This is a genomic window from Streptomyces sp., assembly GCF_035563135.1.
Taxonomy (GTDB): Bacteria; Actinomycetota; Actinomycetes; order Streptomycetales; family Streptomycetaceae; genus Streptomyces.
In genome coordinates this window covers 1-13,297 of sequence record NZ_DATMVN010000409.1, presented here as the reverse complement: position 1 = coordinate 13,297, position 13,297 = coordinate 1, and the positions used below count along the sequence as shown (strand labels likewise).

The window sequence follows — 13,297 nt, the reverse complement described above, 5'->3', positions numbered from 1 at the left end:
GAGGCCGCCGCCAAGCGCTCCCGGGCAGCCGCGGACGATGCGCAGGCCGCGAAGCTGCGGGCGGACGCCGCGGTGCGCACCGCCACCAGTGCCGCCGCCGACGCCATCGACGCCTCCGAGCACGCCTCGGCCGAGGCCGCGTTGTCGGTCGAGGCAGCCGACGAGGCAGAAGCAAAGGCGAAGACGGCCAAGGCCGAGGCGGACGCGGCCAAGGCCGAGGCCGACAAGGCCACCGCCGCCTCGGCGAAGGCGGCCGGGTTCGCCTATGTCACCGCGCAGGCGGCGGTGGATGCCGGGAACTCGGCCGCGCAGGTCGCGGCTCCCGCGAACGACGCGATCCAGCTCGGCTCGCCGTACGTCACCAAGGACTCCGCCGCTTCTCTGGTGGTCCTGTCCGGCCAGGCGGCGAAGACCATCGCCGAGCAGCAGAAGGCCGTCGCGGACGCCCACGCCGCCAACGCGGCCGAGGAAGCGGCGGCCGCCCAGACCATCGCCGACCAGGCACAGGGCGATGCCAAGGCCGCCTACCAGCACGCGGCGAACGCCGCCAAGCACGCCGCGGACGCCCGTGGCTACTCGAAGGAGGCACTGACCTACGCGGCCGCTGCGGCGACCGCCGCGGCGAAGGCGCAGCAGTCACTGGCCCGCACCATCGAGTACGGCCGGCAGGCCACGGCCGACGCGGAGGCCGCCGACAAGGCCGCCGGCCGCGCCGAAGGCTACGCCGAAGCCGCCCGCACCTCCGCCGACGCCGCCGCTCTCGATGCCGACGCCGCCCGTGCGGCCGCAGACCGGGCGGAGGAATCCGCCGACCAGGCCAGAGCCGCAGCCGAGCGGGCCGACGCCGCCGCGACGGCTGCGGAGGAAGCAGCCAAGGACGCCCAGGCGTACGCCGAGTCCGCCCAGGAAGCCGCGACGCAGGCCGAGAACGCCGCGAACACCCAGCAGATCGAAACCGGAACGGTCCCTGACGAGGCCGGCGGACTCATCGGTGGCGTGTTCTACGTCATCGACCACATCGAACAGGTCGGCGAACCGAAGGTCCTGGAGAAGACCGAGGGCTGCGACGGCTGGTGGGACCAGCTCGCCTACGACGGCGACTGCACGATGACCCAGAAGATCGGATACAAGGCCGATCTCGACCTGTACCTGTGCACCACGGAGGTATGGGAGAACTCGTGCTTCTCCGGGGACACGCTGTACCTGGGCGAGCACAAGACGGAGACGCAGTACACCGAGGTCACGCACACCATCACGATCGCGGAGTACCAGCAGGGCGTCGATCCCATCGACATCCTCTTCGGCAGCTGGATCCGATGCGCCCAGAAGCTCACCCCCGGCGGTGAGAACGGGAGCTGGGGCGGTTGTGCCTGGGCCGTGGTGGATGTGGCGTCACTGTTCGCCGGCAAGATCATCCGCCCCATCGCAGACGCCGTCAGGGCGGCGGACGCCGCAGCCAGGACCGGGATCGGCTTCATCGACGCGCTCAACGCGCTCCGTACCTTCGGTCTGGCCGACGATGTCGTCGCTCGAATCGGGTACCGGGTGATGGACGAGTTCGTCGAGTTCTGCACACGGGCGAGCAAGCGCTTCGCCGCGCCGGCGTCTGTGACTGGCGATGGATGCAGCGGTTTGATCCGCTACAACAGCGACGAACTGAGCCGAATGGCTTACCAGTTCAGGACCGAAGCCGGCTTCTACGGAGCACAGCACAATGTTGCCGTAGCCAGGGTGCCAGGATGGAACGACCCCAAGACCGGGGATCTCGTCGTTGCGAGCAGCAAGTTCTCCGGTCACTCGGAGACCGCGATCTTGGACATGCTGAAAGCAAAGAAGATCGATCCTCGCGAAATCACCGCTCTTTACACCGAGCGACAGCCCTGTGGGGACTGTGCCTCCGAGTTGGCCGCCGCACTCAAGGGGGGCACACCTGTCACCTGGTCGGTCCCCTACTACGCCGGCATCGAAGGTCCGGCCAAACAGCTTCTGGCAGAATACGTCAAGCGAGCTGGCGGCGGTCGCTTGGCGCGCTCGTCGGCAGGCCGACAGCAGGAGGGGGAGTAAGGGAGGCATGAGCGAGCACAGATTCGATCTGCCGCTGAAAGCCACGCCGGATACCATCGGTCAGCGCGAGGAACTGGCCGATGAAGCCTGCCACGCACTGGTCCGGGCGGGTATCCCTGTTTACCGAGGGAACCCCGAAGAGGATTCCGTGGACAGACCCGGTGCGAATGTCCAGGTGGACCCTCTCGCCGACGGCGGTGTTCTGGTGGAATGGAACACTCAGGCGGAACTGGCGACCGCAGCTGTGAGCCTTCTGGAAAGTGGGGTTGATCCTTTGAATCTGCCCCACGCGATCCGCCACTACCAAACCGTGCAAATCTGTATGCGGGACGCCATTCTGGGCATCCTCGTCTCAGCGGGATTCCACGTGGAGGAAGCGGACGCACACAGCTACGGAAATGCGGTTCACGTAAAGGGATTCATGCCCTGATTCCGCCCTTCAGGCCCCGGCGGCGCCGAGCTGTGCAGCGCCGCCGGGGCCTGATGCCGACGTGCTACCGCCAGTCAGATGCTGTAGCGGCGATCGTGGGCTGACAAGCCGTTCCTCAACCGGTGTGGGAATGCGCGGGGCGAACCGAACAGAGTTCCCGGTCGGTGATCTTTTGGTGGACGCGGTGTGAAGGCAGGGCCTCTTGGTGATCCGGGGGAGCGATCCCCTCTGCGTCGGAGACCACGAACACCTTCACCCGCCGCCGGCCGACGTGGTGTGCCGGAGCTCGATCCCGGGATCCAGCTGGAGCCCCTGCTGCCCCTGTCGAGCGGGGAGGAGATCGGCACGAGCGCCGGGACCGCGAATGCTTGGCGAAAGCGCAACGGCACCTGGTGAAAAAGGCCGAGGGAGGCGGCGCCGGCCGGGCCGAGGACCGCCGTAAGGTTGCTAAAATCCATGCCCGGATTGTCGACCGGTGCCGGGATTGCTTGCGCAAGATCACTACCCGGCTCGTTCGTGAGAACCACATGGTCGTGATCGAGGACCTGACCGTGCGCAACACGGTCAAGAACCGGAGGCTCTCCCGTGCCATCAGTGACGCGGCGTGGTCGGAGTTCCGCAGCATGCTGGAGTACAAAACCGCCTGGTACGGGCGGGAAGTGATCGTTGTGAACCGCTTCTTCCTCCCGGCCCAGCTGTGCTCCCACTGCGGGACCCTTGCCAGGAGTGTGCCGCTGCACGTCCGTACGTGGACATGCGAGGGCTGCGGTGTGAGGCATGCCCGTGACAGAAATGCGTCGAACAGCCTTCTGGCCACCGGGCTGGCGGTGGCGGTGTGCGGAGCTGGTGCAAGACCTCAACGGAACGCTCCGGGCGGGCAGTCGGCTGCGAAGCAGGAGACTCCCACGGCGCGAGCCGTGGAAGTCTCCCTCGCTCACGGGGGAGAGGAAGCCAGGGACGAGGAGTTCCGCTCGCTGACGGACCGGCTCGGGGACGAGGCCGGTGAGCCGGAGGTCTTCCACCGGCTGCTCGCCACCGAGGACGACGAGGAACTGGCCCGGGTCCTCGTCGAGCGAGGACGCCCGCTGTGGGCGCGGGAGATCGCGGCGTTCCGGCTGGGCTGCCGGGGCGACCGCCGGGCCTTCGAGGCGTTGGTCCTCCTCCTCAACCACCGCGACCCCGAACGCTGTGTGTCGGCCGCGCACGCACTCCTGCTCCTCGGCGACCCCCGGACCCCCAGAGCGGCGGCCGCGCTCGCCACCAACAGCCTGCGGACGGCCTACGCCCTGCACCCGGTGCGGCTGCTGACCACCCTGCGCGCCCCCGAATCGGTGCCTGCCCTGGTCAGCACGCTGCACCGATTGCTGGCCCCCGACGAGCCGCACTGGCGGGTCGCACTCGCCTGCGTCGAGGGGCTGGGCAGCCTGGGAGACGACAGGGCGCGCCCGGTCCTGGAGGCCGCCCTCCCGCACCCCCGCCTCGGCGCGGCGGCGGCGGAGGCGCTCAGCCGGCTGTCTGCGGCCTGAGCGCCGCTGAAGGCCGCCCCTGCTTCCGCAGCAGCGCTGTACGCGGCTCTGCCGCCCTGCCTACGCCTCCCGAACCCCGCACCGAGGGCGCGCCGCACACCGGCGGAGCACCAGTGAGGTCCGTTCCTCGTCCGGCAGGCAGACCGCAGTGGTTCGGAGCCGACGCGTGACGTGACACCCCAGCGGGTGGCCAGGCGCTCACCGGCCAGGGACCGGGCGAGGCGGGCCGGGCGGCGCCTCAGCCCCATGTGGTCAACTCGGCCACGAAGTCTTCGTACGAGCGGTTCCTGCCCTGTGGTTCGGCGAGCAGTCCCCGCTCGTACGCGGCCTTCGCGATCAGCGCGCCGTCGCTCTCGCGGAAGGTGGGGGAGCCGAGCTTGCTCTTCAGCGTCTCCTTGGGGTCCTTGAGCATCCCCGTGTCGTTCCCGCGCAGCTGGGCCGGCACCTTCCAGCGTGGGCGGACGTGCGGGAACGCGGCAGGGAAGAGGAGCAGCCATGCTTCCGACTCCCAGGCGGCCAGAGCGAGTGCTGCATCGCAAGGGCTCTGACGCGCGAGCTCTTCGGACAGCGTCTTGCGTACGGTGCGGTAGCGGTTGTCCGTGAAGCCGTCCAGGTCTTCGTGGACGGCCAGACCGACCAGCGGGCCGCGCTGCTGGAGCGCCTTCCCCTTGGCCTTGCCGATCAGTGTGCTCACCGCTGTGGAAAGTTCGCGTCCGGTCTTCTTCTTCAAGCGCACCGGGTCGTTGATGCGCACGAGCTTGGCCGAGCCCAGGTTCGGGTGGTGCTGGCGGATGATGGACGCCAGGATGTCGCAGTCGTTGGCATCCTCACCCGCGAGCACGATGACGCCTCGGCCCTGGCGGGGGATGAGCAGTGCCTTACGGCTCACAGTTCACCGCCGGTGAGGTCGCCTCCGAGCACTCCGGAGAACCACAGTTCGCCGAGTGGCTGGTCACCGGATTCCTCGACGATGGCGTGCACCTCGTCCGTGGTGAGAGCCGGGATGATCGAGGCCCCTTCCTCGTCACGGTCACAGACGATGAACTCCTCCGGTTCCAGCCGGTCCACCAGTGCGGGGGAGTGGGTGGCGACGAGGAACTGGCTGCGGGTGGAGGCCTCGCGGAGTCGTTCCACGATCAGTTCCAGGGCCTGGGGGTGCAGGCCGTGGTCGATCTCCTCCACACAGGTGAGGGCCGGCGGGTCCGGGTCGTAGAGCATGGCGAGGAGGCCGAGCAGGCGGACGGTCCCGTACGAGGCGTCGGCGAGCGGAGTGGGCCGGCGCAGGCCCCGTTCGTGGAGGATCACCGTCACCTGGTCGGCGGAGCCGCCGAGCCTGGCGAACTCGATGTCGTCGAGCTGCGGCAGTACGGTCCGGGCGTCAGCTACCAGGTCCTGCCAGGTCTCCTCCGTGGAGCTGAGGTAGTAGAGGAACTCCGCGAGGTTGTCCGCGTCGGGTGAGAGATCGAAGAAGCGACTGCGGCGGAGGCGGGCAGGGAGTCGTGCGGCGGGTACGTCGACGTCGAACACGCGGAATGCGGACAGCTGTTGAGCGACCTTGGACACCTCTTCGCCACCGTCCGAGCTTGCCAGGCGCGGCAGGGTCGACAGGCCACTGCTCAGCCGTTGGATACCGAAGCTGCCGCTGTCGGACTCCTTCCCGGCCCGCTTGTCGACGACTTTGGCTTCCTCGCCGGAGACGGTGATACGACGACCGCGCCCCTGGGTGCGCTTGAACTGGAAGCTCTCGATGCGGGAAAGGCTGTAGGCGTCGTCGCTGCTGCGGAGCTTGCGGCGGCGGACGGTGAGGTCGTACTCGTCGGGTGCGTTGACGCTCGCGTGAGTCGTCCAGGTCGCCTTGAGGCGGATCGTCATGGAGGTGGGCGGCTTCGGTCCACCCCAGAACGCGACCTCGTCGAAGCCGCCCCGTGCGTCCAGGGCGGGCTGGAGGTCGGTCCGGATGATGTCCGAGAGCAGGTCGAAGACCTTCAGCAGGTTGGACTTGCCGACCCCGTTCGGCCCCACCAGGACGGTGAGAGGGCCGAGAGGGACGGTCACGTCACGGAGGCTGCGGAAGTTCTCCACGTGAAGTTCGAGCAAACGGCCGGGCATGGTCGCGAACCTATCGGGTGAGTGAGGCAGCGGTCATGCCATTCCGGGACGGAGGCGCTTTCGGGGATGAGCGCCGGCTCGGGCGGGGACCCTCGGCCTGCGGCGATCTCGGCGGGGGCAGTCGCCGAGGGTCATGCCGCGGATGTGCACGCCGGGGGCGTACGCGGGAGTGGGCCGTGTGGTCACGCGCTCCATCCTGGCGTACGCCCCCGGCACGGGGCCCGTTGTTTCTCAGCCGCGGAAACCGAGCAGGCCGTGCAGCGTCTTCCCTCTCATGTCGGCGCCCGCCTTTGTGGCCGGAGCGGGCTTCGGCTCCGGAAGCGCGGCGCAGACCGCGTCCACCCCGCTGCCGCCGCCGCTCGGCAGGGTGCCGTCGGTGAGGTAGGCCACGAGATGGGCGTCCAGGCAGTCGTTGCCGCTCAGTGTGATGCCGTGGTTGCCGCCGCCCTGCTCGACGACGAGGCCGGAACCCTTGAGTTGGCGGCTCATGGTGACTCCGCCCTCGTAGGGTGTGGCCGCGTCGTCGGTGGCCTGGAGGACCAGGGCCGGCGGGATCCTGTCGTTGGCGACCCGCACGGGCTCCAGCGGCTCCACGGGCCAGTCGGCGCACGGAGCGTTGTACCAGGTGTTGTTCCATGACATGAAGGGCGCCTTGCGGTGCGCCTGCCAGGTGTCGTTGCGCCAGGTGCTCCAGTTCCGGGGCCAGCCGGCATCACGGCACTGCACGGCCGTGTAGACGGAGTACCCGTTGTCGCCGCTCCTGTCGACTGCGGCGAAGTCCTCGTACGCGGCGGCGAGGGCCTCCTGGTCCCCGTCGTTCACATACGCCGCGAACGCCTCGGCGAGACGCGGCCAGTAGCCGTTGTAGTAGCCGCCCGGGATGAAGGTGTCCTCCAGCTCGCCGGGCCCGACCTTGCCGGCCGCGGGCCGTTTCTTCACGGCGTCGCGCATCCGGTACCACGCGGCTTCCACCGCGGCCGGGTCGCTGCCGAGCCCGTACGTGGCGTCGTTCCTCGCGACCCACGCGGCGAAGGCCTTGTGGCGGGCGTCGAACGCGTGGTCCTGGCCGAGGTTGTCCTCGTACCAGACGCCGTCCGGGTCGACGGCGGAGTCCAGCACCAGACGGCGTACGCGCTCGGGGAACAGCTTGGCGTAGACCGCGCCCAGGTAGGTGCCGTAGGAGTAGCCGAAGTAGTTGATCCGCGGCGCTCCGAGGGCCCGGCGGATGACGTCGAGGTCCTTCGCGGCGCTGACGGTGTCCATGTACGGCAGCAGGGCGCCGTGCTTCTCGCCGCAGGCAGCGGCGAACGACGCGGCCCGGTTGCGCGCGGTCGTCTCCGCCTCGTAGGAGTCCGGCACGGTGTCGGGGCGTACGGGCGCGAAGTACTTCGGCACGCAGTCCAGGGCGGGGGTGCTCTTCCCGACGCCGCGCGGGTCGAATCCGATCACGTCGTACTGCGCGGCGAGTTTCGCGGGCAGCGAGGACGCCACGAAGCCTGCCATGGACAGCCCGCTGCCGCCCGGGCCGCCGGGGTTGACCAGCAGCGGACCCTGCGAGGTCTTCGCCGTGTGCGGGATCCGGGACAGGGCGAGGGTGACCTGCCGGCCCGACGGGTCGTCATGGTCGAGCGGTGCGCGGACGGTCGAGCACTGCAGGGCCGGATACGACTTCGTCCCGCAGCCGGTCCACTTGAGCGGCGCGGCGGCCGGACCCACGCCGGCGGACGCGGTGGGCGGTGCGGACGCGGTGGACGGTGCGGCTGTCACCAGGCCCGCGACCGTGGCGCCGACGGCGATCAGAATTCCTGCACGCTTCGTCATAAGGCCTTCCGTGGTCGGGCGATGCGGCTGTGGATGGCACAGCCCCCGCCGCATGCTTCCCGGATCCGGGCGTGGAAGGACACAGGGCGTCGAGAGTTGACCCGTTCGGGGCCGGAGGGGGACGGCGCGGTCGGAGCAGGGTCAGCTGCGTGGGGCCGGGCATGTGGCCGTCCTTGGTGCCAGGGCCCCGGCTCCCCGGCACTCCCAGGGGATTCCGTCTCCTGGATCTGCCGGGCGACCCCGACGCAAGCTGACCGCCTGGGAACGTTCCTATATGCCTCCGATGGCTTCCCGTCGTCGAGGGCATCCTGTGTTCACGCTGCCTCGATCGCCCGGCGCAATGCGTCTTTGTGCTCCCAGGACCAAGGGGCATCACGCAGTTCGTCCGGCAATCCGGCGAGACCGGTTCGCAAGTGGTCCGCCGCCTCGCTGTACCTTCCCAGCGCGAGAGTGCAAAGGCCCATATTGAGCCGGTTGAATGCGGGCGTGAGCCAATAGGCAGTCTCGGGCGGGGGGATCGTGGCGGCTGCGTCCATGAGTTTTTCGGCGTCGTCCACCATGCGCAGTGCTGCGCCTTGCTCCTGCAATTCGGCCAGTCCTGCCGCTGCCTGTAGGTAGTCCCCGATCCGCTGTGCGGGGTGTGCGCCTGGCGTATTCGCCGCCGCGCCGAACCAGCGGGCCACGCCTTGCGGCCGCCCTTGCTGCCGGGCTACGTAGCCTTTGAAGTTCAGCGCTTGAGCCACAAGGGTCCCATTCCCTGTGTCGTCGGCAAGTTCCACGGCATCATTGAGCAGCCGGACACCTTCACTGTATTCGGATGTCTGTGCGAATAGCCATCCGGTGAACTGAACCCATTCCGACGCCACGTCGGACAGCCGGTCTTTTTGCGGCCCCTGCGCTTCTTTGAGCATCCGGACAACCTCTCGCATCTGCATCATGGTTGCGGGGATGATGCTGCTCGGTTGCGCCGTATCGTCAAGGCGCCGGTAAGCGGCGAGTACCCGTGCCAATGCGTCCACGGTTCCGGCGTCAAGGCGGGAAGGATTCGCCGCACTGCGGGCCACACGTGCCGTTTCGTCGTTGTTCAGAACCGTTGCGGCCAGTGCGCCACCGGCGCCAACGAGGGAATCCAGGGCCGATGCCAGATTCTCGGACGGGCGCTGTTTCCCGTTGAGGACGCGCGACAGATACGACGGGTCGTAGTTCGTTGCCCGTGCTGCGGCCTTCATGGAATAGCCGTTATCCCGCAACGACCGGCGGGCGACGTCGGCAAAATCGTCACTCACGGTAAACCTCTAGGGGTTGACTAGCAATGGAGCCAGGTTAGTCACCGCTGGTCAACTCCCGCGTGACCATGGTGTATCTGAATTATGCCAGCATGACCGAGCCGACGAGGTACAGCACAGGGACCGTGGAACTCCCGCTGCGTCCAGCCGAACTGGAGCCGACACCCGTGGAGGGATGCGCCGGTTGCGCGGAACTGGCGAACGTCCGCGACCGTGCCCGAGCGGGTGGCGACATGACCACGGTTTCAGACTGCAATGTGTTCTTGCGTCGCCATCCCGAGGGGCACTAGGTGACCACCGCTCCCGAGGAGCCGCGCAGCGAAGCGCCAGCCGGACAGCGACGAAGACGTGAGGTGATACCGGCTCCGGTTCCCGTTCCGGACGACCGGCCCAAGTCCTACTGCGGAACGTGCGCCGGACACGCACGCATTTGGTGTGACGGCTGCTGCGGGTTCGCCGGGTGCGAGTTGTGCAACTTCACCTTCAAACGCCCCTGCCCTACGTGTGTCGGCGGAGATGCGGAGCGCATCCAATGGTGAGCCGGTATGCCTGGCATGCCACCGGTCTCTTGCTGTGGGCGCTGCTTGGGTATGCCCTCGGGACGGCCCGTCAGGTTCCCGCCCCTCCCGCGATCACGTCGGCGTGATGCGGTAGGGATGGGTGAAAGGCCCGGCTGGCGGGTCGCAGCGATGACCCGACCGGCCGGACAGCGGCACCCCCGACCGGAACAAGGCTGAGCGGGCAGACGTGCCCCCTCTCGCCCCGGTCCGCCCCTTCACTGGGATGCCGCTCCCTCTCGGAGCGGTGAGGGTTTCGCAGGCCCCGTCCGTGTGCTGCCCCCGTGGCGCATGGGCGGGGTCTTTCTGTGTCATGCGGGCCAGGAGCACTTCAAGGAGTGTGCACCACCCCTCCGCGCGCTGGTGGCGGTCCACGTCCGTGCCCATCGCGAGGTGCCGGCCGTGCCGCTGACGGGAGGGCAGGTGCCGGTTCAGCAGCTCGGCGGCGTCGGGCTTGGCGGCGATCCGGGAGGCGAAGCCGGCATCCAGGCCGCGAGGGCTGTGGGCCTTGCGGGCGAAGCGGTGCACGCAGGCATGAGTGCGGCCCCGGTACGGGTTCGCGGTCCATTCGGACGGCGTGCGGGAGGCTCCGGACACCCGGTTCACGATCGAACGGGCCCGGATCTCGTGGGAGGTGATCCCCCTGAATTCCGGGGTGCCGAAGGTGCGTGTGGTCACCGCGTCCGCCGTGAAGAGGGCGCTGTTCCCTTCCTTTGCGGTGTTCTCTGCCGGATTGCCCCAGCGCATGCGCGCCTCCGCGGTAGCACTCCGCAGAGAATGGAACATAGGTTCCCTTGATCGTGTGCGATGGTGTGCGAGGCCCGATTTTGAGGGGCCGTACCCGAGGTGGTTGGCTCAGCAGCACCCCGAACAACCGAGTGCTGGAGGAGCAGGCATGGCGCAGGTCGAGGCCACGACGGAGCGGATCATCGCGGCGGACGCAGAGACGGTGTTCGACGCGCTGGCGGACTACAAGGAGGTCCGGGGCAAGGTGCTGACCGGGCACTTCAGCGAGTACGAGGTGCGTGAGGGCGGGGACGGCGAGGGCACCCTCGTCCACTGGAAGCTCCAGGCGACGAGCAAGCGGGTCCGCGACTGCCTGATCGAGGTCACCGAGCCCACGGACGGCCGGCTGATCGAGAAGGACCGCAACTCCTCGATGGTCACCACCTGGACGGTCACCCCCGCAGGTGAGGGGAAGTCCAAGGCCGTCGTCACGTCCGTGTGGAACGGCGCCGGCGGCATCGGCGGGTTCTTCGAGAAGACCTTCGCACCCAAGGGACTCGGCCGGATCTACGACGAACTGCTGCAGAACCTTGCCGCCGAGGTCGAGAAGTAGCCCCGGCTTTCCCGCTGTTGACGCTACGGCCGGCCTCACCGGAACGAGTGGTTCTCCGGGGTGGCCGGTTGTGCTTCCCCATGCCTCCCACCGGCGCATAAGCCCTCTGTACGCGCCGTGCGCGCCCCCGGTCGCGTTTGCCCCGCCTCGCCGCCTGATGCGAGAAATGGGCGGCGCAGCTGCGATGAGGGGAGCGTCACGTGGTGGGTGGGATCACTCTGGTGGAGGACGAACCGGGAGGCGCGGAGTACAGGCCGCCCGGGGCCCGGGCGGAGCCCGGCGCGGAGGCGCGGTCCGAGCCGCCCCGGCCACCGTCCGCCGCGGGACCGTCCGCGCCGGACGGGGTCAGCCCCCGCCGGATCCGGCTGGTCTTCCTCGGGCTGATGCTCACCCTGCTGCTCGCGGCGCTCGACCAGATGATCGTCGCCACCGCCCTGCCGAAGATCGTCGGCGAACTGCACGGCCTGGACAAGATGTCCTGGGCGGTCACCGCCTATCTGCTCGCCTCCACGATCGGGCTGCCGATCTACGGAAAGCTCGGCGACCTCTTCGGCCGCAAAGGCGTCTTCCAGTTCGCGATCATCGTGTTCATCATCGGATCCGCCCTCGCGGGCTGGTCGCGCACCATGGACGAACTCATCGCCTTCCGGGCCGTCCAGGGCATCGGCGGCGGCGGACTCATGATCGGTGTCCAGGCGATCATCGCCGACATCGTCCCGCCCAGGGAGCGGGGCCGCTACATGGGCCTCATCGGGGCGGTCTTCGGCCTCGCCTCCGTCGCCGGACCGCTCCTCGGCGGCTTCTTCACCGACCACGCCTCCTGGCGCTGGTGCTTCTACATCAACGTGCCGTTCGGCCTCGTCACCCTCGCCGTCATCGCGCTCGTGCTGAAGCTGCCCAAGCCGGCCGTCCGCCCACGCCTCGACGTGCTGGGCGCACTGCTGCTGGCCGCCGCGTCGACCTGCCTGGTGCTGCTCACGAGCTGGGGCGGTACGGAGTACGCCTGGGGCTCGCGGACCATCCTGGGGCTCGCCGCCGGAGCTGCCGGAACGACCCTGCTCTTCCTCGTCGTCGAGCACCGGGCCGCCGAGCCCGTCATTCCGCTGCGCCTCTTCCGTGACTCGGTCTTCAACGTCACCTCGCTGGTCGGCGCGGCCGTCGGGGTCGCCCTCTTCGGGGCGGCCAGCTATCTGCCGACCTACCTCCAGATGGTCGAGGGTGTGTCCGCCACCGAGTCGGGACTGCTGATGCTGCCGATGATGGGCGGCATCGTCATCGCCTCCGTCGTCTCCGGACACCTGGTCTCGCGCACCGGCCGTTACCGCGTCTATCCGCTGGTGGGCGGAGCCGTGTCCACCGTCGGCATGTGGCTGCTCTCGCTCCTCGACACCGGCACCTCGGCCCTGGAGTACGCGATCTGGCAGGCCGTGCTGGGCGTCGGGATCGGCCTCGTCATGTCCATCCTGGTGCTGGCCGTGCAGAACTCCGTACGCCCGTCCGACCTCGGCACCGCCACCAGTGCGCACAACTACTTCCGGCAGATCGGCGGCAGTGTCGGCGCCGCGATCTTCGGCACCCTGTTCGCGGGGAGGCTCGTCGACGCGCTCGGGGTGAGGCTCCCCTCCGGTGCCGACCTGCCCGACCCGGAGTCGATCACCCCACAGCTGGTCCACGCCATGGAGCCCGCGCTGCGTGACGCCTACATCCAGGCGTACGCCGACGCGATGCCGCGGATCTTCCTCTACCTGGTGCCGGTGCTTCTGCTCGGCCTGTTCCTCGCCTTCTTCCTCAAGGAGAAACCGCTGGTGTCCCACCACATCCCGCAGACGGCCCCCGACCCGGCCGTGGCGCCCTCCACGGTCCCGGCGGCCCGCACCGTCCCCGGCCCGCCGCAGTCCGGCCCTCCCTCCGGGGTCCCGGTGTGCGGATGTGTCCAGCACCCCGACGGCACGACGGTGGGGCGGGCGGCGCTCACCCTCATCGACGTACAGGGGCGGCAGGTGGGGCGGGGAGCGAGCGGCGACGACGGGCGGTACGCGCTGAGCGCGCCCGCAGCCGGCCCCTACGTGCTGATCGCCGCGGCGGGCGGGCACCAGCCGCAGGCCGTCAGCGTCACGGTCGGCGAACGGCCGGTGGAGCTCGACGTGGTCCTGGGAGGGGCGGGG

The 13,297-nt window shown here is 69.1% G+C and carries 10 protein-coding genes and 2 pseudogenes; 7 read left to right on the top strand and 5 right to left on the bottom strand.

The annotated features are described in order from the left end of the window. The 4 genes and pseudogenes from VN520_RS17930 to VN520_RS17915 form a co-directional block, all read left to right on the top strand. Window positions 1–2,064 (top strand): nucleic acid/nucleotide deaminase domain-containing protein (locus tag VN520_RS17930; protein WP_325747932.1); only part of this gene is annotated, 2,064 nt, incomplete at its 5' end. Between the two features lie 7 nt (window positions 2,065–2,071). Next, entirely contained in the window at window positions 2,072–2,494 is a 423-nt protein-coding gene (locus VN520_RS17925) for a hypothetical protein (RefSeq protein WP_325747931.1), read from the top strand. Window positions 2,495–2,886: 392 nt separating this feature from the next. Continuing rightward, window positions 2,887–3,237, top strand: a pseudogene (locus tag VN520_RS17920) (RNA-guided endonuclease TnpB family protein); the annotation flags it as partial. Window positions 3,238–3,411: 174 nt separating this feature from the next. Further along, window positions 3,412–4,020, top strand: a complete 609-nt coding sequence (locus VN520_RS17915) for an adenylosuccinate lyase (protein WP_325747934.1) — start codon at window positions 3,412–3,414, stop codon at window positions 4,018–4,020. A 238-nt stretch (window positions 4,021–4,258) separates the two neighbouring features. On the opposite strand, the gene VN520_RS17910 is transcribed toward VN520_RS17915, so the two are convergent. The 4 genes from VN520_RS17910 to VN520_RS17895 form a co-directional block, all read right to left on the bottom strand. After that, window positions 4,259–4,909, bottom strand: coding sequence for a hypothetical protein (locus VN520_RS17910; RefSeq protein ID WP_325747930.1), 651 nt, complete (start codon window positions 4,907–4,909; stop codon window positions 4,259–4,261). Beyond that, on the bottom strand, window positions 4,906–6,129 hold the full coding sequence (locus tag VN520_RS17905; RefSeq protein WP_325747929.1) for an AAA family ATPase: 1,224 nt from the start codon (window positions 6,127–6,129) through the stop codon (window positions 4,906–4,908). Before VN520_RS17905 ends, VN520_RS17910 begins: the two co-directional genes overlap by 4 nt. Before the next feature lie 231 nt (window positions 6,130–6,360). Then, a complete protein-coding gene (locus VN520_RS17900) occupies window positions 6,361–7,950 on the bottom strand; it encodes an alpha/beta hydrolase (protein WP_325747928.1) in 1,590 nt (529 codons plus the stop codon). A 314-nt stretch (window positions 7,951–8,264) separates the two neighbouring features. Beyond that, window positions 8,265–9,236 (bottom strand): helix-turn-helix domain-containing protein, encoded by a 972-nt coding sequence (locus tag VN520_RS17895; protein ID WP_325747927.1) that lies wholly within the window; start codon window positions 9,234–9,236, stop codon window positions 8,265–8,267. Between the two features lie 92 nt (window positions 9,237–9,328). Here VN520_RS17895 and VN520_RS17890 point away from each other — a divergent pair, with 92 nt between their 5' ends. Continuing rightward, window positions 9,329–9,526, top strand: a complete 198-nt coding sequence (locus tag VN520_RS17890) for a hypothetical protein (protein ID WP_325747933.1) — start codon at window positions 9,329–9,331, stop codon at window positions 9,524–9,526. 579 nt (window positions 9,527–10,105) lie between these two features. Here the strand turns inward: VN520_RS17890 and VN520_RS17885 are convergent. Beyond that, window positions 10,106–10,540, bottom strand: a pseudogene (locus VN520_RS17885) (radical SAM protein); the annotation flags it as partial. Between the two features lie 148 nt (window positions 10,541–10,688). Between VN520_RS17885 and VN520_RS17880 the strand changes: the two are divergent. Further along, window positions 10,689–11,132 (top strand): SRPBCC family protein, encoded by a 444-nt coding sequence (locus VN520_RS17880; RefSeq protein ID WP_325747926.1) that lies wholly within the window; start codon window positions 10,689–10,691, stop codon window positions 11,130–11,132. Between the two features lie 200 nt (window positions 11,133–11,332). Continuing rightward, a partial coding sequence (locus tag VN520_RS17875) for an MFS transporter (RefSeq protein WP_325747925.1) occupies window positions 11,333–13,297 on the top strand: 1,965 nt, incomplete at its 3' end.